This window comes from Alkalihalobacillus sp. TS-13 (assembly GCF_019720915.1).
Lineage (GTDB): Bacteria > Bacillota > Bacilli > Bacillales > Fictibacillaceae > Pseudalkalibacillus.
This window is the reverse complement of the sequence record NZ_JAHKSI010000001.1, coordinates 3,030,924-3,055,881: the sequence shown is the minus strand read 5'-3', so window position 1 is coordinate 3,055,881 and position 24,958 is coordinate 3,030,924. Positions and strand designations below refer to the sequence as shown.

The following is a 24,958-nucleotide window of genomic DNA, read 5'->3' as shown; positions in this document are numbered from 1 at the left end:
GGATGAAATTCCTGAAACGTAGTCTTGGCTTTTGTTTCATCGTTTTGTTCCTCGTGTTTCCTACGGTATCCCTTGCTGATGATCCTTCCCCGACTGTCAAGAAAAAAGAGGAAACCGTCGGCCGTGTGATCCTGGAAAGCAAAGAATACCCCTTTGATCATTATCAGATGGAGGCTGATATCGGGGGTGGGCTGAAAGACGCTGGAGATCAAGCGCTACATGCCATCAATCAAGGCATGTGGGGGTTCAATAAAACGATTGCGAGCTTTACCCTCTATTCAACGAATCAACTCATGTCTTTTGATTTAATCAGTACCATCGTAAGTGAAGCAAGTATTATGAGTGAACGGATTTATGAAATCATGTCGGGAACCTTCTTATCATTGTTTGTCATTTTTGTAGGCGGGACAGCAGCATGGCGGTATTTTGTCAATCAACAAGTCGGTCATGTGGTAAAAGCCATTATAGGTGCTCTTGCCATCATGGTGGTGACTTTCTGGTTCTATTCGGATACGACAGGCAACATTAAATGGCTCAATGACAGAGGAGCAGAGCTCGAAGGGATTGCGAGTTCTGTAAACGTTCTTGTCAGTTCTGATGAATTTTCCAGCAACGCGGCGTATAAGCCGAAAGAGGGTATTGCGGTACTCGATAATCAATTGTTTAACCTCATGGTCAAACGTCCGTATTTACTACTGAATTATGGCTCAACGAAAGAATCTGAGGTTGTAGGCGAGGATCCAAACCGAGTTGATAAACTCCTGGAAATCAAACCGTATTCTGAAGAAGGTAAAGAAGAAAGAAAAAGAATTGTGAAGGATGAAGTATCTAATTATGACAATAAACAAATGACTCCGGATTTTAGTGGAGAACGCTTTGGCTATTTAATTATCACGATCCTTTCAACGATTGCCCTTGCGATACCGGTTTTGCTTTTAGGCACCTTTAAGTTTTTGCTTCAAGTATGGTTCCTGGCCCTGGTGATCTTCACGGCTATTCCACTTATTTTATCGATTCTCCCGGCTTACAGTGAAAGCGCCGTGAATCACGGAAAGAAGCTCGTTGGAGTGCTGTTAATGAAAGCAGGGTTAGTGCTTTTAATCGCTGTGATTACAGGGATCATCACCTTGCTTTATGAGTCAGTCAAAGTCACGAATGGCGTAGAAGGTTATGGGTTTGTCGTCTTTTTGATCTGTATCACCATGTGGGGATTATTTAAATATCGTACCGAAATCTTTGAAGTAGCGTCTGCAGGGATGGTTCAAGGTCAACAAATGGTCGAAAGAACCACAACAAGCACATTCCACAAATTGGGGGATGCTGGTGAGAACGGATTCAAGGGTGCAAAGAGAATGATTAGCCAAGGTTACCGGAACCACCAAAGAAAAACCCGTCATGACGAGCTTTTGGAAGGACGAAAAGCCCCTACAAATGATGCCGTTAATAGCAGAGGTTGTTCTGAACATCGTAAAGCGGTCGGCGAAACGAATCAAAAAACGGGAAGCCACTTAACAGCATTGTCTAAAGGGACCTTCACACCTTCCTCTTCTCGAAATCCAGGAACGGCTATTGTCCATTTGGAGGAGTATAAACACCGCAAGGGTGAAAGAGCAAATGCTAACCATCCTTCCAAACGTTCGACGGATAATCCTAGAAAAAACAAGCCTTCCAGTCAAAAAACAATTGAAACAAGTCGACCTTCTCAACGAAAATCTTCAGGGAGTATGGATAGTAAAAATGAGGTAGCATCTTCAAGAGAACCCTCTAAAAACCTTACGAAATGGGAAGCACAACAACAGACCAATAGAAAAAAAGCCAAACAATCCACTGAAACAATCAAGAGATCAGAAAGCCGGAAACCAAAGTCCTGGGATCCGAAACGACGAAAATGATGGGTAAAGAGCTGTTTGATGATAAATCACATCTTAATCCATGACAGGTTTCATTCGTTTGAATTGCTTTTTAGAAAGGAGCGCATATGCAAGGTGATCTGAAGAAAGGTATAAAGGATACAGGTACATTTGCGAAGAATCCCTTAACCTGGATACTTGCAGGGCTCCTTCTTCTTACCTCTCTTTTCGGGATCGCATTATTCATTTCGATTAGTCTTGGTGGGGTGAATCAGTTTGACTCTGGCATGTCTCGTGAAGGAGCCGACGGAACCGCCCAGGTATCTGCAAAAGTGATGCGGTATGAGGCTCTTGTGCGGAAATATGCGAAAGAATACGGGATTAGTGATTATGTAGGGCTGATCATGGCTCTTATCCAACAAGAAACAGGAGGAAGACAGTTAGATGTGATGCAAGCTTCGGAATCCGTGGGGCTTCCTCCTGGAACCATTACAGATCCTGAATATTCCATTCAGATCGGAGTGAAGTATTTTGCAGAAATGATGAAACAAGCGAAAGGGGATATTCCTCTTGCCTTGCAGGGCTATAACCTCGGGAATGGTTTCATCGCGTATGCATTAGAACGTGGTGGTTATTCCAAAGACGTAACCATTGAGTTTAGTAAGATGATGGCTGCAAAGATAGGGTGGAACCGATATGGCGACGTAAACTATGTCGAGCACGTGCTCCGTTATTACAATCCTGAAAATGGAAGCGTCATGGTTAAGGGAGATGGCACGCAATCGTTTGATGTAGAAGAAGTGCATTCGACCATGAAACAGTTTCTTGGCCAACCCTATGTATGGGGAGGACGAACACCCGCAGCAGGAGGCTTTGATTGTTCCGGATTACTCGAATATGCGTTTGCACAGGTCGGTGTTGACCTTTCTGGGACGGCCCAATCACAATACGATAAAACGATAGCTGTTCCAGAAGATCAGGTAAAAGCAGGCGATCTTGTCTTTTTCTCCACCTATAAATCCGGTGCTCCCCATGTCGGGATGTATGTTGATGAAGGGAAGTTTATTAATGCCAATAGTAGCAATGGGGTCACCTATTCTTCTGTTGAAGAGTGGAAAGGATTATATCCCTTTTTAGGTTTTAGGCGTATTCCGTAATCGGAGGTGAAAAAAGTATGGAAACCGATCAAAAGAAACGTTATCTTTTCCTCATGATAAGTTTTATTACTGTGATTATCGCCATCCTGTATGTCACCAGTCTACGTATACAGTTGCAAGAAGTAAGGGCGAACCAGGATCATTATGAAAAAGAGATCAAATCCCTAACATCGATCCAAAACACTGACGCATTAAAGGTCAATCAGGAATTCCTGGAACACTTTTTCACCTACCAAACAATTGCCGAACGATATGAGAATATTCAGCCTTTGATGACCGATCAGGGATTCAATGCAACCCACCCTTCGGGAACAAAACCTCCAAATTCGGAACAATCCGTAAAGTCATCTATGGTCGGCTTAAAATCGTTTGAATATCAAGAATCAAAGACAGAAGCTGAATTCTTCAATGAATTTAAGCTTAGTACAGAATTTAATGATGTCACCAACACGGAAACAGTCATTGTTAAAACCTCTTTAATTTATGTGAAAGAGCAAGGTTGGAAGATCAATGATGTCGAGTTTATCGGGCAATTAACAGGACGAGAATAATTACATTAGAGGAGAGACATGACGAAAAGTACAAGATAACCGATGATCCCGAATGGTGGATATGTCGTCCTTCAAACAATATATTTAATGAAATGTGTTACGCCGTCCAAAGCATCCACATTTTCAAAGGGTTTAGTGGGGTCGGGTTTAAAAGTTAAATAAAAATATATGAAAATAATTCAATTTACAAACCATAAAAAGCGTCTGATTCTTATTCCATCGTTTAATTTGATCTGAACTGCTAATATTTTTGTCGATTTCCAAAAAACTGGGCACAATTATAAAAAGCAATTAGCCTAATTTCCTCTCCTCAATGGTTTAAGTAAGAAAATTAGGCTTTTTTCTATATCTAAGTAAAACTTCTAGTTTGAAGAGGATCTGTCAATTTTATCTTAAAGATTGGGAACTATGGATGGATATGATAGTAATAAAACATCTCATCTTTGTAATCTATGTGATAGTTGGAAAAAGGAATACAAGGAATAGGTAGCAATTGATAGATGAATTAAATTATTCTTCTCTAACAGCATAATGGTCTACAGCAAAACTAAAAATGACTTTAAACATAAATAATGACAACACAGCGAGTAAAACTATAGGGACCGCTTTAGATAAGAGCAGCAGCATACTCACCCCTGAAACCGCTAAAAATATGGCGATTGTACGTTGGGCATTATTAGTGGTCAACGCATTCACGATCAGAGCTGATATAACCGTAAATACCCATACCAAGATACTGACACCGTAGTAATCACCGAATAACCAGGCCAAAATAATAGGCTGAACATGAATGGATATAAAAATTAAACGTCTCCTGGCGTTCTCTCTATAGTATAGATTGGTTGAAAATGATAAATTAGCAATAACGCCTCCTGTAATATCTACTATTAGTAAGGTAAATAAAACAATTTTCCAAATGGCTAGATCTTGCCACTCAGAGTAGGTAAGTGTTAAAAGTAAAACTGTCATTCCTGTGCAAAATAAAAGCGTTAACCACAACTCTACTAAAGAAATTCTCTTACCGAACAATTCATGTAAAAAAGTAGGTATTTTAACAGGTACCATGGTCAACATCCTTACTATTTCAATCGAAAAAAGTATTCTTGTTAAGAACAATAGAAAGATGATCCATCAAAAGGAACACCAGTAATTCTTAAAACGTTTTGTCAAACCAGGAGTGTGTGATCATCAACAGCATTACTCTAGGGTAGACCTTACAAATTCTATTGTACTAGAAATAATCGAAAAATCGTCTTTAGAAACGAATGTTTTTTCCATGTTAAGTTATAACCAGACTTTGAAATAAACATTAAATCATATTTTCTTGTACTTTTTCTAAGCCAAAAGGTACATTTATAAATATTTTATAGAAATTTTTGTTCTACACACAAATCGTTTTTAATGATGAAAGTTCTTTTACATTTGAAACACCTGCCAAGGATATGGAAACCTTTGTTTCTTCAATGATGTTCTCTAATACCCTTTCCACACCCGATTGTCCATCTACAGCCAATCCGTAAACAAAGGGTCTTCCAATAAACACTGCATTCGCTCCTAAAGCCAGCGCCTTTACAACATGCGATCCACGGCGAATTCCGCTATCTAAAAGGACAGGGATCTTCCCCTTTACTTCCCCGACAATAAGCGGGAGAGCATCAATAGCTGAAATAACTCCATCCAGTTGTCTTCCACCGTGATTAGAAACAATAATTCCATCTATTCCGTTTTCCACAGCAAGCCGTGCATCTTCAGGATGAAGAATCCCTTTTAATAAAATAGGCAAAGAAGTCTTTTCTTTTAAGGCAGAAACATGTTTCCAGCTAAGGGTTGGATGATGGATATTTTCCAATATCCCCTGAATAATCGATTCAGAGTCCTGATTTTCAAGAAAGCTAAGGAAGACCGGATCTGTTTCATAATTTGCTTTTCCATGACCAAGCTTTAGTGGAGAAAAGCGATTACGTAAATCTTTTTCACGCCAGCCCATCATAACCGTATCGACAGTTAGTACAATCGCTTCATAGCCAGCTTGCTCTGCTCTTTTTACCATATTGAAAGAAACCTCTTCATTGTTTGACCAATAAAGCTGAAACCATTTTGGACTAGCGCCGGTTGCCGCTGCTACGTCCTCGATCGAATAGCTGGACACCGTACTTTGTACAAAAGGAACTTGGTGTCTGGCTGCTGCCTTGGCTGCAGCAATGTCTGCTTGATCATGTGCAAGCTTTAGCATTCCGACTGGAGCAAGAAAGATTGGATAAGAATACTTCTGACCAAACAATTGAACGGACGTATCTAAATTGGAAACATCACTTAAAACCCTTGGAACAATAGAAAGCTTTGCGAAAGAAGTTGTATTTTTTCTTAATGTTTCTTCATCGCCTGCACCTGAGTGAACATAACCAAATCCACCGACCGACATCTTTTTTCTTGCCTCTTGTTCTAAATCCTTGTAGGAAATTGGAAAGGATTCAACCGAACTAATATTCTGTAATAAAGCATCCTTACTTGTAGATGTACTCATTTTTCATCATTTCTCCCCTTACCCCAAATTGTTTGTATTATATTAAAATAATACAATATGAAATTAGCAAATTCTAAATATTTAATCATTTTCTTGCTAAAATTTATAGCAGTACTCCACTAAAGTCAATCACGAAATCCATATTCCATTCTTTGATAAAATAGATTGACTTCCCTTTTAAACAGGTTTATTATCAATATATTAAAATTTAATAAAAATTCTCTTATTGAGAGTGGCTGAGGGACTGGCCCTGTGAAGCCCGGCAACCATTCATGGTGACTATGTCATGAACAGGTGCTAAATCCTGCAAAATACCCGGTGTATTTTGAAAAATGAGAGAGGTACTTACTTTTTATGTATATTTATGCCTCTCTTTTTGAGAGGCATTTTTATTTTCTAAAGATTTTCAAGACGGAAAGGAGGGGATATGATGTCAATATCCGTTGTAAAAGGAGCACCGGGTCATTATCGAATCGGTGATGGGGTCCTTAAAGAGATAGAATTTCTATTATTTGAACTCAAGATTCGAAAAATTCGTATTATAAGCGGGAAAAAGGCATGGAATGCTGTTCACGCTTATTTGCCCGAAAAAATCAAAAAATTGGCCGATTCAAACATTACTTTTGTAGAAGGACATTGTACTTTACAAAAGGCTGAACATATTTCAGAACAGCTATTAGCAGATTCTGCTGATGCTGTCATCGGAATTGGAGGAGGAACGGCATTAGACATTGCTAAAGCATCCGCTGTTAAAGCAGGTATCAAATCGATCTTAATTCCTACGGTTGCATCTACATGTGCCGCATGGACTCCACTAAGTGTGTTCTATGACGAAAATGGGGTTTTCACACATTATACAGAATTCCCTTTAGCCAATACCCTTGTACTTCTTGAGCCCGCCATAATTGCAAAGGCTCCAGTACAGTACTTAAGAGCGGGAATAGGCGATACTTTGGCGAAATTTTATGAAGCTGAAGCATTAATTTCTTCATTTTACAAAAATGATGCACTTCCTGTTTGGCTTCAGGTTTCACGATTCACTGCAACCATATGCAGAGATGTTCTGTTAAAGGATGCAGAAGGGGCAATCCAGTCTGCCTCTGAAGGAAGGGTTTCTGAAGAACTGGTTAGGGTGATTGAAACCATTATCATGACAGGTGGCATGGTTGGAGGCTTTGGTGGAAAAGCCGGAAGAGTAGCTGGTGCCCATTCTGTTCATAATGGCCTTACGGAAGCAAAGGAAGTGAAGTCCTTCTTACACGGGGAGCTTGTTGCATATGGAATACTGATCCAATTAGATTTAGAAAATAAAGAGCAGGAGCTAACCAAACTGTTAAGCTATTACCATAAGTGGGGTCTTCCGATTAGTTTGAAAGATTTATCCATTAATCCCGAGAATCAAGCTCTTCTAGGGAAAATTATTAAAAAAGCAACACTTCCACAAGAATCCATACATTTTATGGATGTACAAATTACAGAAGAAGGTCTGTTGGCCGCCATCAAAAAAGTTGAAAATCTTACGTATTCTAAAGTGAACTAAATCTTGCATATTAATAACGGTATAAATTTAAATCCGACTAAAAATATGAATTTACTACGAAAAGGGGAATAAACATGAAAAAGTGGTTGTTAGCTAGTTTATTTGTTTTAGTGACTTCAGCTCTCGCAGCTTGCGGTGGAAGTAGTGAAACAAGCGGTTCAAAAGAGGAAAAAGCAGAAGGCTTATATAGTGATGAAAAACTGGTTGTAGGGGTAACCGCAGGACCTCATGAACAAATTCTTGAAAAGGTTAAAGAGCTTGCTAAAAAAGAAGATTTAGACATTGAAATTAAAGTATTTACAGATTATGTAATGCCAAATGTCGCTTTAGCCGAAAAAGAACTTGATCTTAACATTTTCCAAACAGAGCCATACTTTAATGCATTTAAAGAGGACCGAAAATTAGACCTTGTGAAATCATTTGATACTGTAACATTCCCAATGGGCATGTATTCATTAAAAGTAAAAGATATTGCTGATCTAAAAGAAGGCGCAAAAATTGGTTTACCTAGTGATCCGACAAACAGCGGGCGCGCATTGCTTCTATTTGAAAAAGCCGGGTTAATTAAGTTGAATCCAGACACTGGTATTAACTCAACCGTAAAGGATATTGTTGAAAACAAAAATAATTATGAGTTTATTGAACTTGATTCTGCCCAAATTGCACGTCAGCTGGACGAGCTTGATGCAGCAGCGATTAATACGAACTTTGCTATTGAAGCTGGATTTACACCATCAAAAGATGCCATTTTTATCGAGCCTAAAGATTCTCCATATGTAAACCATGCCGCTGTAAGAACGGAAAACAAGAACGATGAAATTTTAACAAAGTTAGCAGACATTTACCGAAGTGAAGAAATCGCAAAATTCATTGAAGAAGAATTCGAAGGATCAGTAATTCCATCTTGGTAATAGAAAAACCGGAAGCGCCCGTTTAGCAACATATGGACTGGATTAAGCCTATCTTATGTACTTTTAATGTTAAAGCTCATTGTTAATATTGCTCACTATGTTGATTGGAGTGGAAAGCACGAGACTCCTACGTACGGGAAAAGCAGGTTAAGGGAGACCTCACAGGCGCGTCATGCGCCGAGGAGGACCGGGCTGCCAGCAGAAAGTGAGTGCCTGGAGCAGAAAAAAACCGGCAAGTTTAACTTTCAAAAAAGATTTTACTTATTAAACTAGAACCTATTTATTTTGATTACACGAGCTTAGAAGGGGGTTTTACAAATGATTGAACTAGTTGGAATCTCAAAAACTTTTACAGCTAAAAAAGGTTCAATTCATGCATTAAAAAATGTTTCTATTTCTGTAAAAAAAGGTGAAATCTATGGTGTGATTGGATACAGCGGCGCAGGAAAAAGTACTCTTATCCGCTGTGTGAACCTTTTAGAAAAGCCTGATACAGGGTCTGTAAAAGTAAATAATGTAGATTTGACAAAGCTATCAACTGGAAAACTCCGTGAATCTCGAGGAAAAATCGGGATGATTTTTCAGGGGTTTAATCTACTAAAAACAGCGACTGTATTCGAAAATATAGCACTTCCACTAAAGCTTACCGGGTTAAGCAAAGATGAAGTAGAGAAACGTGTTACAAAGTACTTAAGCATTGTAGGCCTTGAAGAGAAGCATCACGCTTATCCTTCTGAGCTTTCAGGAGGACAGAAGCAGAGAGTAGCAATTGCACGTGCATTAGCACATGAACCGGAAGTCCTTCTTAGTGATGAAGCTACAAGTGCACTGGATCCTGATACGACAGAAGCCATTTTGGATCTATTGTTAAAAATCAACAAAGAGTTTGGAATTACCATCCTGCTCATTACCCATGAAATGAATGTCATTCAACGAATTTGTGACCGGGTAGCCGTCATGGAAAATGGAGAGGTTATTGAGGATGGAACAACAAGAGAAATTTTCACATCACCAAAGCATCAAACAACGAAGCGATTCATTAACAGCCTTTTTTCACATCAAATACCGGATGAAATCCTTTTGAACTTAAATAAAACAGGTCAAGTAGCTACCCTTTCTTTCTTTGGAGAATCATCAGGAGAGCCTGCTTTGGCTTTAGTAAGTAAGAAGTTTAATGTTTATCCAAACATATTATCAGGCAGTATTACCCGCTTAAAGGAAGAATCATTTGGTCAGCTTTTAATTCACTTAAAGGGTGATGCAAATGAAATTGAAAAAGCCTTACGCTTCTTAGAACAACAACATGTACATGTGGAAGGAGTGAGAGTTAGTGAAAGTAAGAATAGACGAATTTCTTGATCTTTGGGGCAGTGATCTTTGGGAAGCTACCATCCAAACGTTCCAGATGGTCGGAATTTCATTAGCCTTTTCAATCGTAATTGGTTTACCGTTAGGAATCCTGCTTGTTCTAACTCGACCAGGTAAAGCCTTAGCAAACAAGTATGTTTACCAAGTTTTAAACGTTGTCATCAATATAATACGTTCTGTGCCATTTATTATTTTACTGTTCTTCATACTTCCTTTTACAAAAATGATTGTAGGGACATCGATCGGGGTTAAAGGTGTAATTGTTCCATTGGTTGTATTTACAGCTCCATATATTGCGAGATTAATGGAATCTGCTCTATTAGAGGTAGACCGTGGAGTTTTAGAGGCCTATGAGGCGATGGGAATAAAAACAAGACATATTATTTGGCACGTGCTTGTAAGAGAATCACGTTCATCCATTATTCTTGGCTTAACCATTGCTACCATTGGTTTAATTGGAGCATCTGCTATGGCTGGGTTAGTTGGTGGAGGCGGACTTGGAGACCTTGCCTACCGCTATGGACATCTTCGTTATGAAGTGGACGTCATGTATATTACCGTTATTTTGCTTATCATTCTTGTCCAAGGACTTCAATCAGGCGGAAACCGCTTGGCAGCCCGGTTGAAGAAGGATTAAATATTAATAAGATACAAGCCTAATAAGGGAAGGCCTAACAATGGAGCTGATAGGCCTTCCCTATTTATATCTTATATCTTCGATTAGCAAACTCTAAACACCGCATTATCTCTAGTAATAAGACAGCTTTTTTTCTAATCGTTCAGTTGGTGTTTGATAAAGACCAATTGAAGCAAAAGCTCTACTTTCTCATAATTTTTGTTGCAATTCCGAGGAAGAAACAAGTCCAATTTTCGTTCGAAAGCTCTTCATCTAAAGGTGTTTTTCCAAATTCCTTACCCACAACGGTCACTTTCCCCTCCGTAGGATAATAGGCATTTAGTAGAAGTGCAGTTTTTCCTGCGCCATTTAAACCAAAAAGCACCCAATTTTCCCCTTTATGTATCGTCCAAATTATGTTCTTTAAGATCCAGTTTTTATCCTTAACCAAAGATACATTTTCGAGATTTACAATCAAAATCATCATACTCCTTTTGGTCATAATGTTTCGTTCTTTTATTATTTTGTTATGGAGTATATTCATTTTCCAAAGTTTGAGTATTAACCTTCTAACTCTTGTCTGGTATAGGCTATCGGGTATCTTTTCAAATCCTCGGATCATTTTTAAGTGGAGGGTTGAAAGATTCCCAAGATACCTAAATATTTTTAAAAATATCCTGAGTGTAACGTTTGTTCAGCATTAAGGTTTTTGATTGCTATGAACCTATTAAACTACATAACAAACGCGCTGGATAGAATCCTCTACAAAAAGGTTTAACCATGGATTGGATTCAAAGGGATTTCAAATACCTCCCGAATAGCGCTCTAAAAATAGGAATTTTAAGAATTTTCCTAAAACCCCTTGATTACTGAAAGCACTTACAATATAATATCACAAAAGGTTACTATGAATTTTTAAAGGTAATAATGAAATCTAAAATCTAGCTATACCAAATGGAGGACAGTATGCTAAATGTTTTGAAAACGCTTAACTCTTCCCTTAATCTCGCTGATGTGAGGGATCTTTCCTTTTTACAGTATGGAAGAGTGATAGAAGATTTCCCAGTATTGAAAATGGAACAACTTATGGAAGAAAACGAAATTCCTAGAACAGGTAATGTATATGTTCCTTCAGTACCATCTTGGGAAGAGGGAGACTTAAAGCCATTACTTGAAACGACCTACTACGGGGGAATGGAGATTCAAATCGGCTATTGTAATGGTAATAACTCATGCCTGAATGCTCTTGAATACCACAAAGGTAGTGAAATTAATGTTTCCATTACGGATTTCGTCCTTCTTGTCGGGCATTTAAACGATCTGGTTGACGGGTCATTTCCCGTAGAGGATGTTACAGGATTTTTTGTTCCGAGAGGAATGGCTGTCGAGTTGTATCAAACGACCCTTCATCTTGCTCCATGTAAGGTGACAACTGAGGGATTCAAATGTGCTGTCGTCTTACCACGCGGTACCAATACACCGCTTTCAGAGGAAGAACAAGGAAAAGATCCTTTATTATTCATGCGTAACAAATGGTTGATTACCCATCCCGATACAGAGCGTTTTGTATCGAGCGGAGCACATGTAGGAATAAAAGGTCCTAATGTTTCGTTAATTTATCCAGAATAACCATAAACGTTATAATAAAAAAAGGAGGAATAACGAATATGTGGTTTACGTTATTGTCTTGTGTGCTGTTCATGGCATTGGTAGGTTGGATATCGTACCAAAAATCGAAGGGATCGGTCAATGATTCAGATGGATACTTTCTTGCCGGACGTGGGTTGACGGGTGGGTTCATCGCAGGCTCACTTTTACTGACTAATCTTTCGGCGGAACAGCTGATAGGATTGAATGGACAAGCATATCGGTCCAACTTGTCCAACATGGCCTGGGAAGTCACTGCAGCTTTTGCAATTGTAATCATGGCGTTGATTCTATTGCCAAGGTACCTTGGCGGTGCTTTCTCGACACTTCCTCATTTTCTAAGTACTCGTTATGATGAGGGGGTAAGACGTTACACGGTTATTTTATTTATGTTAGGTTATGTATTTGTAACGATTCCTTCTGTCTTGTATTCAGGAGCTCTTGCTGTACTAAAACTATTTGATGTCCCGGAGCTTTTGGGTATTTCTTTCGAACAATCTGTTTGGGTCACCATTTGGGTGATTGGGATTATTGGCGCCATATATGCAATTTTCGGAGGATTGAAAGCGGTTGCGATATCGGATACATTAAATGGGATTGGTTTGATGGTAATCGGGCTCATTGTTCCGATATTAGGATTTATCGCGCTTGGTAATGGCGATATGCTGGAAGGAATGAAGACAATTACTACGCAGCACGCAGAAAAGCTGAATGCTGTAGGATCCTCGACAGATTCCGTCCCTTTTAGTGCAATCTTTACTGGTATGATTTTCATGAATATGTTCTATTGGGGAACCAATCAATATGTGATTCAGCGTACTTTAGGAGCAAAAAGCCTTGCTGAAGGGCAGAAAGGTGTTCTTTACTCAGGATTCTATAAACTTGCTGTCCCATTCTTAATGATGATTCCGGGTGTCATTGCGTTCCATTTATACGGAGACAAGTTGAATCCGATCGATTTAGCTTATCCTGCAATCGTATCGAATCTATTGCCGACGTTTATGTCAGGATTGTTCCTTGCTGTTTTACTGGGGGCGGTTTTCTCTAGTTTCAACTCTCTTTTAAACAGTGCCGCCACAATGTTCGCTTTAGACATTTATAAAGCAGGAGTCAATAAAAACGCAACAGATAAGCAAGTCATCACGATCAGTAAATACTTCGGGAGTATACTTGCATTAGTTTCTTTCTTTATTGCTCCTATGCTCATGAATGCACCTCAAGGTCTCTGGGATCTGATCCGTCAATTTACTGGATTTTTCAACATCCCGATCATTGCTATTGTGTTAGTCGGTATCGTTTCCAAACGTATCCCTTCAATTGGTGCTAAAGTTGCGATCATTTTTCATGTCATCACGTATTATATGCTTGTTTGGGGATTGACTCAGTTCTTTGGAATTGAGATCACGATGAACTTCATCCATATCTCAGCGATTCTGTTTATCATTGAGGTAGCGATTATGATGGTTTTTGGCAAAATTCGTCCACTTCCACAGCCGTTTACGTTTAAAGCAAACTCAAAAGTGGATATGGTTCCTTGGAAGTACACGATGCCAGTTACGGTTGTTCTGATCAGTTTAGTCGTCGGTATGTATCTATTATTCTCACCAATTGGTGTTGCTTACACTGAAGGCATCGTATCGAATTGGTTCTTTCCTTCAGTTGCCGTTCTGTTAATAATCACTGTAATCTGTTATTCGTTCGCCTTGAAGAGCTGGAATAAGAAATATGCTGGATATCTTAAAAAGAAACATGAAGAAGCTGTTCGAATTACGAACAATAAAACAGCTTAACCATCAAGAAGGGAGAGGGAAACGTTATGGCAGTGAATACATCAGAGACATCTTTTAACGTAATTGAAAAAGAAAACGATGGATTTGAAGTGCGACTTGATGGTTGCTTGATTTTCGAACATCTTGTAAACCGACCGTTTATCTTTGTTGGTCGTGGTGAAGAAACAATTGACATGTATCGGGGTAACTTCAAGATTCAAGATTACCTTGTTGAACGTGTTCCGCTAGGAGATGCGACAGTTACAAAACACGAAGATGGATATGAAATTTTGTTCCGTCGTTCCTACGGTGACAAACACATATTGTCTATTCATCTGACTCAAGATGACGATGCTCTTAAAGTAGACTTTGATTTGAAGGACAAATCTCTTAATCGTTTTTGGATAAGAGTCCATGCGGATAAAGAGGAGAAAGTTTACGGGTGTGGAGAACAATTATCTCATTTTAATATGCGAGGGAAAAACTTCCCGCTCTGGACGTCTGAGCCGGGTGTCGGAAGGAATAAGAAAACCTATACGACATGGCAGGCTGATGTAAAAGATCAAGCCGGAGGGGACTATTACAATACCAATTTCCCTCAACCGACGTTCATCTCTACAAAAAAGTATTTCTGCCATGTTGAAACGACAGCGTACGCAGATTTTGATTTCCGGCATGACGATTTTCATGAATTACAAATATGGGAAATCCCATCCCATATCCTTTTTGAACGAGCATCTACTTATAAAAAGCTTGTGACACGTATGACAGCACGATTAGGGCGACAACCTGAACTGCCGGATTGGTCATACAACGGCATATGGCTAGGCATTCAAGGTGGTACAGATGTCGTGGAAGAAAAGCTTGAACGTGCCTTTCAAAAAGGGTTGAAAGTAGGAGCGGTTTGGTGCCAGGATTGGCAAGGGAAAAGGGTGACTTCTTTCGGTAAACGTTTGAGATGGAATTGGCAATGGCATCCGGAAGAATATCCGAATCTCGATAAAAAGATCCATGAATGGAAAGAGCGGGGCATTCGCTTTTTGGGCTATATCAACCCATATGTTGTGAAGGAAGGCCATTTATATGAAGAAGCTAAGCAAAAAGGGTTCCTGGCGCTAGCTGAAGACGGTGGAGATTACCTTGTCGATTTTGGTGAATTTTATTGTGGGGTCGTTGATTTTACGAATGAAAAAGCTTATGAATGGTATAAGTCTGTAATCAAGGAAAACTTGATTGATTTTGGCCTGGACGGCTGGATGGCTGATTTCGGTGAATACTTGCCTACTGACATCAAACTTTCCAACGGAAAACCTGCAACGATCATGCATAATGCTTGGCCTGCTTTATGGGCAAAGGTGAATCATGATGCTTTAAAGGAAGCGGGAAGATGGGGAGATATCGTTTACTTTATGCGTGCAGGATATACCGGAACTCAGGCAACTTGTCCATTGCTCTGGGCAGGTGATCAAAGTGTCGACTGGAGCCTGGATGATGGATTGGCTTCTGTGATCCCTGCAGCATTATCAGCGGGTATGACAGGTTGTGGGATCCATCATAGTGACATAGGTGGTTACACCAGTCTACATGGCAACAAACGATCCAAGGAGCTATTGCTTCGTTGGGTGGAAATGGCTGCGTTCACACCGGTCATGAGGACCCATGAAGGGAACCGTCCAGATGATTGTTTTCAATACGATGGAGATGATGAAACACTAGAGCATTTTGTGAAAATGACAAATGTTTATGTATCATTAGTCCCCTATATGAAGGGTCTTGTGAAACAAAATGCTGAGGAAGGGATCCCTGTCCAAAGACCATTATTCATGGAGTATGAAGAAGATTCTAGATCATACGACATTCAGTATCAGTATATGTTAGGGGCAGACCTTCTTGTCGCTCCAGTATATGAGGAAGGAAGATCCTCCTGGAACGTGTACCTTCCTGAGGATGAATGGGTCCATTTCTGGAGTGGAAAAGAATATCACGGAGGTGACATCGAGGTAGATGCTTCAATCGGACAACCGCCTGTCTTTTACAAGAAACAATCACCTTATAGAGAATTGTTCGATAAAGTCGCTAATGAAAGTGTTGAAAGATAAAACATAACTACCTATTTTAAAAGGTCATTATCTATGATATGATTATAGTAGAAATAACACCGCGGAGAAGGGTTGTGACCAACGTTGTCAAATAAGGTGCTTTATATACCAATCGGCAGGAAGACTTTCGATTTGAAAGCTGGTGAAGAACAGCGGAACAACAGTGTGGAATTTTTGGAACAAATCGCTGATGAATTAATCGAGCCGGGGGAAATCATTACTTCTCCTGAAGAGCTGGATGGATTTTTAGCAGATATAGATGATAGAAATGAAATTGTTACAACGATTTATCAAAGTGTGACATTCGCAGATGGCGAATTTGTCCAAACTCTAATTGAAAACGTTAAAGCCCCCGTTGTAGTCTGGTCTGTACGTGAACCGAGCATAGGCGGAAGACTTCGGCTAAACTCCCTTACAGGAGGTAATAGTACGAGTCATGTGCTCCGATGTATGAATCATCCTTACTCATTCGTATTTGGAAATGCCGATGAAGCACATGTTCAACAGAAAATGAAAAAACAACTACAGGTACATCGATTAATAGGAGAACTTAAACAATTAAAGATCGGAGTCGTCGGAGAACATCCCCCAGGGTTCTTTTTCTCAGGAACGGATGAAGATAAATTACATCAACAAATGGGAGTCACGGTCTCTCGCTTTGATCTTCAGCAGGCTTTTGAAGAATGTGTCAAGCTTCCCCGAAAAAAATGGGAAGGTGCGATCGATCGCGCAGAACGACAAGTGATCGGATTGAACAGAAATGATGAAACGGTAGAGCGTTTTGCACAGTTTTCAACTTATGTAAAAGAAAAGATTGAAGAAGAACATATATCGGCAATTGCGATTCGGTGCTGGCCAGACTTCTTTAATGAATTAGGGGCAGCTGCATGTTCAACACTTTCACAATTCACTGAAGATGGAGTCGTATCGTCATGTGAGTCTGATATTCATGGTTCCATCTCCATGTTCATATTACAGCAGCTGACAGATGGGAGTGCTCCTTACTTAGGAGATATGGTTCATTTGAATGAAGCCAGCAACTCAGTTGTATTCTGGCACTGCGGTGCGGGTGCCTATTCCTTAGCCCATCCGTCCCAGGGGGCACAATCCGGCGTTCACCCGAACCGTAAATTGGGCTTTACAATGGAATTCGGCTTAAAACCTGGGCGTGTTACGCTATTCCGTGTCGGTTACACGCCAGAAGGATATCGGTTGCTTGTCATGCGCGGCAATGCACTTGATACACCTCAACGGTTTAACGGTACTTCCGTGGAAGTTCAGCTTGAAACAGATGTAAACAAAACGCTATATCAGATTATGGAAGAAGGTTTTGAACCTCATTATGCGCTCGTATATGACGATGTTGCAGAAGAGTTAGTCGAGCTCGGCCGGCAGCTGGGATTAGAGACTATTGTCTTTACGAGGGATTGAAGGGAGTCGGAATCATGAAGAAGATTGCCATAGGGCAAGCCGGCGGACCTACAACCGTTATAAATTCGACGCTTGCCGGTTTTGTAAAAGAAATGAGATCTGATTTTTCCTTGTTTTTCATTCGAAATGGATATGAAGGGCTCGTTCGTGACGATTTAATGGAAGGAAACGAGGAAAATACGAATTGGGTCTTAAGACATCAAAATGTTCCTGGAGCGTGCCTTGGTTCAGGGAGGTATCCGTTCACTGATGAAAATATAGAAAAAGCTGTAGGGAACCTTCGTCGACATTCGATTGAAATTCTTGTTTTCATCGGAGGCAATGGCACGATGGAGGCATTGTACAAAGTTGAGAAAGCCGCTGAAGATATGGGTTATGGCTTACAAGTGATTGGGCTTCCGAAGACAGTGGACAATGATATAGGTTGTACGGATCATGCACCTGGGTTTGGAAGCTCTGCAAGGTACGTGGCTCAGGCAACAAGAGATATCAGTCGTGATCTTCATGCCATGCAAAACTTTGAACAGGTACGTATTCTGGAGACGATGGGAAGGAATGCAGGGTGGCTTGCAGCAGCAAGCGGATTATTAAAAACCTTTGAAGAGGAAGGTCCCCACTTTATTGCCCTGCCAGAGCGCCCGTTGAAACAACTTGAATTGCTAAGCTCTGTAGAAGAAGCAGTTCGCAAGTATGGATGTGCAACCGTAGTTGTCAGTGAAGGGGTCAGTTGGTGCGACGGCGTTCAAGTTAAACGAGAGAAAGTCAAAGGTCGTCCTATCCTGGGAGGTATTTCAGAAGAAGTAGAAACCTTCATAAAAAAAGAGTTGAATGTAACGGTCCGTTCAGAGCTTTTAGGCATCAATCAAAGGAGTAGCTCACAATCTGTATCAAGCTTAGACCAGTATGAGTCTTTTCTTACAGGAATCACAGGAGGAAAGTGGGTTAAAGAAGGCTGGACTGGAATGATGGTTTCCATACAAAGAGATGACGATGTTCGTTATAATGTAGATATGAAACCAGTCCAGTTGGAGGATGTGGTAAAAGCAGGCGAAAGAGTGATGCCTGCGGACTTTATCGATAATCGTGAACGCTACTACAAATGGCTACGCCCTCTTGTAGGCGATGAATTACCTACCTATCCTCCACCGATCCAAAGGAGAGACTTATATGTCGACCAACAAATTTAACCCAAACAGCGGAGCACTCTATTTACAAGTTAAAGATGTTCTGATCAAGCGTATTCAAAATGGCGCATGGAAACCAAACACCCTTATTCCCACTGAACAAGAACTGATTAAAGAATTTGATGTGAGTCGTACAACGATCAGGCAGGCTATTTCCATTCTCGTACAAAATGGTTTACTTGAAAAAAAGCAGGGGCGGGGTACCATTGTCAAATCACAACGTCTTGTTGGAAATTTGGGTAGACTTCGGGGGTTTGCGGAGGAAGTGGTAGAAAGAGGCCAAATTCCACACTCGAAACTTTTAAGAGCAGAATTTAAAGAAGATCTCTATCATGAAATGGATATGCTTAAAGTGAAAGAAGGCGAACCAGTTCTTTTAGTTGAACGGATACGTTTTGCTGACGAGATTCCTATTGCACTTGAGCGTACATGCTGGCCAAAGGAAATAGGCGACATTTTAATCAAATGTGATTTGAACCAAGCGAGATATTATGAAGTACTCGAACAATATAATTATTATTTAAAAAGTGCGAACGAAAAAATCACAGCCATCAATGCAACGATCAATGAAGCTGATTCTTTAGGGATCCGCCCAGGTGAAGCTCTGTTAGAAATGACACGGTTAAGTCTTGGTGTAAATGATCATCCCATTGAATACACAAAAACCAAATACCGAAGCGACAAGTATCACTATAATATTGAACTGGATAGGTAGAAAGGAGAAACAAATGCCATTTATTAATGGGAAGGAAATGTTAGAGCATGCTCTTCAAAACGGTTATGGAGTTGGTGCGTTCAGTGCACATAATGCCGAAACCATCCAAGCGATTTTGGAAGCTGCTGAAGAAGAACAATCACCAATCATGATCCAGGTGGGGCAAAAAGTCATTCAAAATATCGGTCTTGAGCCCATGATGGTTCTGATCGAAAGCTTTGCAAAGGATTACTCTATTCCTGTTGCCATTCACCTTGATCATAGCCGTCAATTCCAACAAACGATGCAAGCGATTCAATTAGGGTTTCAATCGGTGATGTTCGATGGTTCAGGACTTTCATTTGAGCAGAATGTTTCAACAACCAAAAAGGTCGTGGATATAGCAAGGTCGCTTGGAATTGGAAGTGAAGGGGAGATTGGAAAAATCGGTGGTACTGAAGACGATATAACAGTAGATGAAAAGGATGCTTTCATTACAACAACAGAGGAAGCAGCCGCATTTGTTGAAGCAACAGGAGTTGATTACCTGGCTGTTTCGATTGGAACTGCTCATGGTATTTATAAGCAAACACCAAATCTGCGGTTTGAGAGACTTCAGAAAATTTCCGAAGCCGTAGAACGCCCTATCGTCCTTCATGGAGGGTCTGATGTTCCGGATGATCAGGTCAAAAAAGCAATCTCTTTCGGTGTTGCCAAAATTAATGTGGATACAGAACTTCGACAGGCATTTACAAGAGGAATTCAGGAAATTTTCGATGAAAATAGGGAAGACTTTGTACTCGCCAATTCGTTAGGCAATGGGAAACGACGGATGAAAGAAAAGGTTCAGGAAAAGATTCGAGTGTTCGGAAGCCAGGAAAAAGCGCAAGTGCTTTTATCGGCCAAAAAGGTAATGACGTTATAATCTATAGGGAGGTATGTTTTGTATGACCACAACAGTTTCAATTGAAAATCTGGGTTTATTCATTGATGGGCAATGGCGCGTGAAACGAACAACTTCCGATGTGTTAAACAAATATACACAACAAGTAATTGCAAAAATTTCTGTTGCAGAAGAGCAAGATGTCCGGGATGCGGTGACAGCAGCAAAACAAGCCATTACGAAATCCTTTCATCCATATGAGCGATATGCCGTATTAAAAAATGCAGCTGAAGGCCTAAGAGAACGTCTCGAGGAGTTAGCAACAATCCTTGCTGAAGAAGTGGGAAAGCCGATTTCCGAGTCAAGAGGCGAGGTGGAACGTGCAGCCCTGACATTAGAAATTTCAGCAGAAGAGGCAAAGCGGATCCATGGAGAGGGTGTTCCTGTTGAATCCGCGCCTGGATCGGAAAATCGACAAGCTTTTACAAGACGAGTACCGGTTGGCGTAGTGGCAGCGATCACCCCTTTCAACGTCCCATTGAATCTAGTTTGCCATAAGGTTGGCCCTGCGTTAGCTGCGGGGAACAGTGTTGTATTAAAACCAGCTGAAGTTACCCCTGTGTCTGCGATTGTGTTATCCGAAATATTCGAAAAAGCAGGCTTACCTGTCGGCCGATTGAATGTTGTGACAGGAGCAGGTCCGAAGATCGGAAACTGGCTTCTTGGGAATGATGACGTTGATATGTTTACGTTTACAGGAAGCCCGAAAATTGGTCGACTGATTAAAGAAAAAGCGGGACTACGGAAGGTATCCTTAGAATTAGGAAATAACTCGGCGACCATCGTCCATAAGGATGCTGATATTGAACAATCTGCTACTCTGGTTGCTCAGAAAAGTTTCAACAATGCGGGACAGGTATGTATTTCTGTTCAGCGAGTATACGTTCATGAAGAAATTTATCAATCCTTCCTGAACAAAATGAAAGACGTAACAAATTCATTTGTAGTAGGGGACCCAAAAAATGAAGCTACGAATATTGGTCCGATGATTGCTGAAAAAGAGGCTGTGAGAGTAGAAAATTGGGTCAACGAAGCTATTAAAGAAGGGGCAAATGTTGAAACAGGTGGAAAACGAAATGGTGTATCTTATGAACCTACTATTCTTTCAAATGTGAACGATGATATGAAGGTGTGTAGAGAAGAAGTATTTGGACCGGTCGTAGCCGTTTCGACTTATAATGATGTAGATGATGTGATTGCTCGGGTCAATGATTCAGAATATGGCCTCCAAGCCGGATTGTTTACGAATGACCTTGCATTCGCGATGAAAGCGGCAAATCAGATAGAGGTGGGTGGCCTTATCATCAATGATACTTCCGGTTATCGTGTGGATCATATGCCATATGGTGGCGTTAAGAAAAGCGGAAGTGGAAAAGAGGGGCCGAAATATGCCATCGAAGAAATGACAGAGGAACGGATTGTGGTCTTTAATTTATAGCGTTGTGATAAGGAGAATGAACCATGTCCATAATAAGTATTATGCTGCCTATATTTTTCGTGTTTGGGGTAGGGTATTTTGCACAGCGATTATTGAAACTGGATACAAATATCCTATCTAAACTTGCAATCTATGTAATGGTTCCTTTTCTGGTTTTCCGCACTTTTTATGAGCAGCCTATAAATACTTCTTATGGATATTTAGCACTCTATATGATTGGATTGTGCACAGTTATCATTGTAATGGTAAGTGTTCTATCAAAAGTATATGGATATAGTGAACCGGAACGTAGTGGTTTGATTTTAGCTTCAGCATTCATGAATAACGGGAATTATGGTACTCCCCTCATTTTCTTTTTGTTTGGGGCAGCAGGAATGGAAACAGCTATCATTTTAATGGTAATCCAACAATTATTGATGAGTACGCTCGGAGTCTATTATGCCGCAAAAGGGAGTCCAGAGGGCGGCGGCGTATCAGCGGCTCTCAAATCTATAAAAAGAATGCCGATGGTCTATGGAGCTATGATCGGTCTTGCTTTCCAATATCTTCGTATCCCACTGGATAAAGGTATAATGGAGGGCGTCGATTTTATCGCTGATGCAGCTATTCCTGTCATCATGATTACGCTAGGCATGCAGCTTGCGAATATAAGAGTCAAAGAAGTGGATTGGAAAAAACTTTCTACGGCATTAACTTTAAAACTTATTGGTGCGCCTATTATTGCAGCACTGTTCGTGTGGCAGATGCCTCTGGATGAGATGACTAAGCAAATCATGATCATTATGGCTGCTACACCTACTGCAGCAAATACGACCATGATTGCAATCCAGTTTCAGACTGAACCGCAAAATGTTTCAACCGCAACATTAGTAACAACAGTCGTAAGTCTGATTACAATACCACTTGTTATCCAATTGACAATGTAAACGAATCACTAACATTCAATAGAACAATGGCAATTTTATGGAAAATAGTAGTTGATTACTGACCTTGTTATGTTTCAACAGAAAAAAATTAAACCTTGCAGAGGAGATATGTTGATGCGACTTCCTATAATAGTTCCTACACTATTAGTTATTTTGAGTTTATTTTTCATCTCTGCGGGAGTGGGGTTAAGAAGTATATACAAATATGCGCCAATCTATGGAATTGTACTGGGAATAATCTTACTCTTGTTCGCAGGGAAAGCGGCTGATTGGATGAGTGGTAATAAATAGTATAAATGAAAATTTGACTAGAGTAGAAAATTATTATGCAACGCTTTGAAAACACCTCACATATTGAAAAGCTCTTTACTTCATAAAACAGTCAAAAAAGAATTATGGTCTTTTCGGTGGACCAATCGTGAATTGAGGGAAGAGATAGGGCCGACCCAAAAGCCTTTTAATGGAGAACAACCCATGGAGAAAAGAGTATTCTCATGGGTTGTTCCTTCTTTTCCTGGAACAGGCTGTTCTGTTCAGGCACTACTAGGAAGTATTGGAACATTTAGATTAGCTTAAATACTAAATGAACACTAAGTGAAAATTCCAAACTGATAAACAATTGGATTAATTCCCTTTCTGGTATTTTTTGTTTACACATAAAACAATCACAGGTCATAATAGCCAATGTATGGTTTATTTGTAAAAATCAAAAAAGATTGGGATCAGAAAGTACTGATTTTTTAGGTAAAAAGAATGGTAGGTGTACATTTATTCCTGGTTTTGTAGGTTTATTTATTTAACTTTTGAATTTAACCCGCTCACTGTAAAGTTCTAGCTTTAATAGGATCATTCGATTTTTTTATTAACTCTTCAAGAAGCTCTCTATCTTCCAGCGAATTTTCTCCTTCAACAACAATCATAAGATCCCGATATTCAAGACTTATCATAAACGAAACTAGGCTTGGCAAATGTTCGACCTTGCAACTTTTATCTTTCACATAAATATAGATGCTACTGGAACAACTTTGGCAGAACTTGTAAAGTTCTATTAAACTTGATAAACCAAAACGATGGGAAGATACTTTAAGAGAAAAAATAGTTTTCATCGAAACTCCACCCCGTTTAAAAAGTCTTACTATTAGTTTGTCACAAGATGATCCTTTTATATACCGGGTTAATTTGTCGTAAATAGACTTCTTTTGTTCTTGAGTACTTATTTAAGTAAATTAAAAATACTTACACTGAGAAAATCACAAAGAATTTCGGGTAAAGAGTTTGATGTAGATGGCAATCATGATAACTTACCAACTTACACAAAAACATTTGATAACTCCAGTAATCTTAGAAAATGATGAAATCAAACGTGAAATTTTCTATAAAATAACCGAACTTACTGGAGAAGAAAAACCAATCCCGGGATTTTGTCTGCAATTAGTTATTTAAATTAGTGATATTGTTAATGAACTTTCGCTCGGGTGGCGGGGTCCAGGTAAACCCTTTGTCGATCCTCATGTGTAATCAGTGATTTGGAAATTTGATAAAAAGCTCTCAACCCCTAAAATTGTAGGAATTAATAGTTTGAAAAAAGTCTTAAACCAAGACGGAATACAATCACTTATTTTCGCTTTTAGCATAATGATCAACGGCAAAACAGTAAATCACTTTAAACATATATAAAGATAATACAGCAAGTAAAACTTTGGGGACTGCTTCGGACAATAAGAGTAGCATACTCACTCCCGAAACCGATAAAAATATGGCAATTGTACGCTGTCCATCATGATTGATCATAGTATTTACGGTAAAAGCAGATCCAATCGTAAATGCCCACACAGTGAAACTGACCATGTAGTAACCTCCAAGTAACCAGGCAATTATAATGGGCTGGACATGAATTAAAATAAAAATCCATCGTCTATTGGAGTTCATTTTATAGTATGAATTGGTCGAAAAGGAAAGGTTTGCAACGACACCACCTGTAATATCAACTATCAAAATGGTAAATATGATAACTTGCCAAAATGAAAGATGCTGCCACTCACCGTAAGTCAATATCAAAATTGATAGTGTCATCCCTGTACAAAATAAAACCGTTAACCACAGCTCCAATAAAGATATTCTCTGTCCAAATAATTCATGTAAAAATGCAGGTACCTTTACGGTTTTCATGGTTATCACCTTTTAATAGAAATTCTTTCATGCAGGATGCCTCTAAATAACCTTCATCCGTTGCTTCTGCCTTCATTAGTGCTTAGTTCTTTCCTCACAAAATACAAGAAAAGACCCATCAAATACGAGTCGATGGGTCTT

Annotated in this window: 22 protein-coding genes and 1 riboswitch; of the genes, 17 read left to right on the top strand and 5 right to left on the bottom strand. The window is 39.8% G+C overall.

Features of this window, described 5'->3' with window-relative positions:
- Positions 1 to 2: 2 nt before the first annotated feature.
- The 3 genes from KOL94_RS14645 (at position 3) to KOL94_RS14635 (ending at position 3,558) form a co-directional block, all read left to right on the top strand.
- Positions 3 to 1,892, top strand: coding sequence for a CD3337/EF1877 family mobilome membrane protein (locus tag KOL94_RS14645; protein WP_221567136.1), 1,890 nt, complete (start codon positions 3 to 5; stop codon positions 1,890 to 1,892).
- 86 nt (positions 1,893 to 1,978) lie between these two features.
- On the top strand, positions 1,979 to 3,007 hold the full coding sequence (locus KOL94_RS14640) for a bifunctional lytic transglycosylase/C40 family peptidase (RefSeq protein ID WP_221567135.1): 1,029 nt from the start codon (positions 1,979 to 1,981) through the stop codon (positions 3,005 to 3,007).
- Between the two features lie 17 nt (positions 3,008 to 3,024).
- Positions 3,025 to 3,558: a hypothetical protein gene (locus tag KOL94_RS14635; RefSeq protein WP_221567134.1), complete on the top strand. Its 534-nt coding sequence runs from the start codon at positions 3,025 to 3,027 to the stop codon at positions 3,556 to 3,558.
- A 510-nt stretch (positions 3,559 to 4,068) separates the two neighbouring features.
- Here the strand turns inward: KOL94_RS14635 and KOL94_RS14630 are convergent.
- Together KOL94_RS14630 and KOL94_RS14625 are read right to left on the bottom strand one after the other, a co-directional pair.
- Positions 4,069 to 4,623 (bottom strand): hypothetical protein, encoded by a 555-nt coding sequence (locus KOL94_RS14630; RefSeq protein ID WP_221567133.1) that lies wholly within the window; start codon positions 4,621 to 4,623, stop codon positions 4,069 to 4,071.
- Positions 4,624 to 4,939: 316 nt separating this feature from the next.
- Entirely contained in the window at positions 4,940 to 6,082 is a 1,143-nt protein-coding gene (locus KOL94_RS14625; protein WP_221567132.1) for an alpha-hydroxy-acid oxidizing protein, read from the bottom strand.
- A gap of 220 nt (positions 6,083 to 6,302) precedes the next feature.
- Positions 6,303 to 6,421, top strand: a riboswitch (SAM riboswitch).
- Between the two features lie 91 nt (positions 6,422 to 6,512).
- On the opposite strand from KOL94_RS14625, the gene KOL94_RS14620 reads away from it, so the two are divergent.
- From KOL94_RS14620 to KOL94_RS14605, 4 genes are all read left to right on the top strand, one after another.
- Entirely contained in the window at positions 6,513 to 7,622 is a 1,110-nt protein-coding gene (locus KOL94_RS14620) for an iron-containing alcohol dehydrogenase family protein (protein ID WP_221567131.1), read from the top strand.
- Positions 7,623 to 7,696: 74 nt separating this feature from the next.
- On the top strand, positions 7,697 to 8,533 hold the full coding sequence (locus KOL94_RS14615; RefSeq protein WP_221567130.1) for a MetQ/NlpA family ABC transporter substrate-binding protein: 837 nt from the start codon (positions 7,697 to 7,699) through the stop codon (positions 8,531 to 8,533).
- 318 nt (positions 8,534 to 8,851) lie between these two features.
- Positions 8,852 to 9,892: a methionine ABC transporter ATP-binding protein gene (locus KOL94_RS14610; RefSeq protein ID WP_221567129.1), complete on the top strand. Its 1,041-nt coding sequence runs from the start codon at positions 8,852 to 8,854 to the stop codon at positions 9,890 to 9,892.
- On the top strand, positions 9,876 to 10,538 hold the full coding sequence (locus KOL94_RS14605) for a methionine ABC transporter permease (protein WP_221567736.1): 663 nt from the start codon (positions 9,876 to 9,878) through the stop codon (positions 10,536 to 10,538). Before KOL94_RS14610 ends, KOL94_RS14605 begins: the two co-directional genes overlap by 17 nt.
- A gap of 181 nt (positions 10,539 to 10,719) precedes the next feature.
- Here the strand turns inward: KOL94_RS14605 and KOL94_RS14600 are convergent, their stop codons facing one another.
- A complete protein-coding gene (locus KOL94_RS14600) occupies positions 10,720 to 10,995 on the bottom strand; it encodes an ATP-binding cassette domain-containing protein (RefSeq protein ID WP_483298079.1) in 276 nt (91 codons plus the stop codon).
- A 488-nt stretch (positions 10,996 to 11,483) separates the two neighbouring features.
- On the opposite strand from KOL94_RS14600, the gene KOL94_RS14595 reads away from it, so the two are divergent.
- From KOL94_RS14595 to KOL94_RS14555, 9 genes are all read left to right on the top strand, one after another.
- Entirely contained in the window at positions 11,484 to 12,146 is a 663-nt protein-coding gene (locus tag KOL94_RS14595; RefSeq protein ID WP_221567128.1) for a DUF4867 family protein, read from the top strand.
- A gap of 38 nt (positions 12,147 to 12,184) precedes the next feature.
- Positions 12,185 to 13,954 (top strand): solute:sodium symporter family transporter, encoded by a 1,770-nt coding sequence (locus KOL94_RS14590; protein ID WP_221567127.1) that lies wholly within the window; start codon positions 12,185 to 12,187, stop codon positions 13,952 to 13,954.
- A 26-nt stretch (positions 13,955 to 13,980) separates the two neighbouring features.
- Positions 13,981 to 16,032, top strand: coding sequence for an alpha-glucosidase (locus KOL94_RS14585; RefSeq protein ID WP_221567126.1), 2,052 nt, complete (start codon positions 13,981 to 13,983; stop codon positions 16,030 to 16,032).
- 96 nt (positions 16,033 to 16,128) lie between these two features.
- Positions 16,129 to 17,463: a sulfoquinovose isomerase gene (gene sftI, locus KOL94_RS14580; protein ID WP_311775147.1), complete on the top strand. Its 1,335-nt coding sequence runs from the start codon at positions 16,129 to 16,131 to the stop codon at positions 17,461 to 17,463.
- Positions 17,464 to 17,477: 14 nt separating this feature from the next.
- Positions 17,478 to 18,650 (top strand): diphosphate--fructose-6-phosphate 1-phosphotransferase, encoded by a 1,173-nt coding sequence (locus KOL94_RS14575; protein WP_221567124.1) that lies wholly within the window; start codon positions 17,478 to 17,480, stop codon positions 18,648 to 18,650.
- Entirely contained in the window at positions 18,631 to 19,362 is a 732-nt protein-coding gene (locus tag KOL94_RS14570; RefSeq protein WP_221567123.1) for a GntR family transcriptional regulator, read from the top strand. The genes KOL94_RS14575 and KOL94_RS14570 overlap by 20 nt, the downstream gene beginning before the upstream one ends.
- 13 nt (positions 19,363 to 19,375) lie before the next feature.
- Positions 19,376 to 20,266, top strand: coding sequence for a class II fructose-bisphosphate aldolase (locus tag KOL94_RS14565; RefSeq protein ID WP_221567122.1), 891 nt, complete (start codon positions 19,376 to 19,378; stop codon positions 20,264 to 20,266).
- 22 nt (positions 20,267 to 20,288) lie between these two features.
- Positions 20,289 to 21,722 (top strand): aldehyde dehydrogenase family protein, encoded by a 1,434-nt coding sequence (locus KOL94_RS14560; protein ID WP_221567121.1) that lies wholly within the window; start codon positions 20,289 to 20,291, stop codon positions 21,720 to 21,722.
- A 23-nt stretch (positions 21,723 to 21,745) separates the two neighbouring features.
- The gene (locus KOL94_RS14555; RefSeq protein WP_221567120.1) at positions 21,746 to 22,648 is read left to right on the top strand and encodes an AEC family transporter; all 903 of its coding nucleotides are present in this window, start codon (positions 21,746 to 21,748) and stop codon (positions 22,646 to 22,648) included.
- 818 nt (positions 22,649 to 23,466) lie between these two features.
- Here the strand turns inward: KOL94_RS14555 and KOL94_RS14550 are convergent.
- Positions 23,467 to 23,754: a hypothetical protein gene (locus KOL94_RS14550; protein ID WP_221567119.1), complete on the bottom strand. Its 288-nt coding sequence runs from the start codon at positions 23,752 to 23,754 to the stop codon at positions 23,467 to 23,469.
- A 178-nt stretch (positions 23,755 to 23,932) separates the two neighbouring features.
- On the opposite strand from KOL94_RS14550, the gene KOL94_RS14545 reads away from it, so the two are divergent.
- Positions 23,933 to 24,091: a hypothetical protein gene (locus tag KOL94_RS14545; RefSeq protein WP_221567118.1), complete on the top strand. Its 159-nt coding sequence runs from the start codon at positions 23,933 to 23,935 to the stop codon at positions 24,089 to 24,091.
- Positions 24,092 to 24,259: 168 nt separating this feature from the next.
- Here the strand turns inward: KOL94_RS14545 and KOL94_RS14540 are convergent, their stop codons facing one another.
- Entirely contained in the window at positions 24,260 to 24,817 is a 558-nt protein-coding gene (locus KOL94_RS14540) for a hypothetical protein (protein ID WP_221567117.1), read from the bottom strand.
- Between the last annotated feature and the right edge of the window lie 141 nt (positions 24,818 to 24,958).

Coding starts and splice junctions, on each gene's coding strand:
- KOL94_RS14645 (WP_221567136.1), top strand. CDS start 3: ATGAAATTCCTGAAACGTAGTCTTGGCTTTTGTTTCATCGTTTTGTTC.
- KOL94_RS14640 (WP_221567135.1), top strand. CDS start 1,979: ATGCAAGGTGATCTGAAGAAAGGTATAAAGGATACAGGTACATTTGCG.
- KOL94_RS14635 (WP_221567134.1), top strand. CDS start 3,025: ATGGAAACCGATCAAAAGAAACGTTATCTTTTCCTCATGATAAGTTTT.
- KOL94_RS14630 (WP_221567133.1), bottom strand. CDS start 4,623: ATGGTACCTGTTAAAATACCTACTTTTTTACATGAATTGTTCGGTAAG.
- KOL94_RS14625 (WP_221567132.1), bottom strand. CDS start 6,082: ATGAGTACATCTACAAGTAAGGATGCTTTATTACAGAATATTAGTTCG.
- KOL94_RS14620 (WP_221567131.1), top strand. CDS start 6,513: ATGTCAATATCCGTTGTAAAAGGAGCACCGGGTCATTATCGAATCGGT.
- KOL94_RS14615 (WP_221567130.1), top strand. CDS start 7,697: ATGAAAAAGTGGTTGTTAGCTAGTTTATTTGTTTTAGTGACTTCAGCT.
- KOL94_RS14610 (WP_221567129.1), top strand. CDS start 8,852: ATGATTGAACTAGTTGGAATCTCAAAAACTTTTACAGCTAAAAAAGGT.
- KOL94_RS14595 (WP_221567128.1), top strand. CDS start 11,484: ATGCTAAATGTTTTGAAAACGCTTAACTCTTCCCTTAATCTCGCTGAT.
- KOL94_RS14590 (WP_221567127.1), top strand. CDS start 12,185: ATGTGGTTTACGTTATTGTCTTGTGTGCTGTTCATGGCATTGGTAGGT.
- KOL94_RS14585 (WP_221567126.1), top strand. CDS start 13,981: ATGGCAGTGAATACATCAGAGACATCTTTTAACGTAATTGAAAAAGAA.
- KOL94_RS14575 (WP_221567124.1), top strand. CDS start 17,478: ATGAAGAAGATTGCCATAGGGCAAGCCGGCGGACCTACAACCGTTATA.
- KOL94_RS14570 (WP_221567123.1), top strand. CDS start 18,631: ATGTCGACCAACAAATTTAACCCAAACAGCGGAGCACTCTATTTACAA.
- KOL94_RS14565 (WP_221567122.1), top strand. CDS start 19,376: ATGCCATTTATTAATGGGAAGGAAATGTTAGAGCATGCTCTTCAAAAC.
- KOL94_RS14560 (WP_221567121.1), top strand. CDS start 20,289: ATGACCACAACAGTTTCAATTGAAAATCTGGGTTTATTCATTGATGGG.
- KOL94_RS14555 (WP_221567120.1), top strand. CDS start 21,746: ATGTCCATAATAAGTATTATGCTGCCTATATTTTTCGTGTTTGGGGTA.
- KOL94_RS14550 (WP_221567119.1), bottom strand. CDS start 23,754: ATGAAAACTATTTTTTCTCTTAAAGTATCTTCCCATCGTTTTGGTTTA.
- KOL94_RS14545 (WP_221567118.1), top strand. CDS start 23,933: ATGGCAATCATGATAACTTACCAACTTACACAAAAACATTTGATAACT.
- KOL94_RS14540 (WP_221567117.1), bottom strand. CDS start 24,817: ATGAAAACCGTAAAGGTACCTGCATTTTTACATGAATTATTTGGACAG.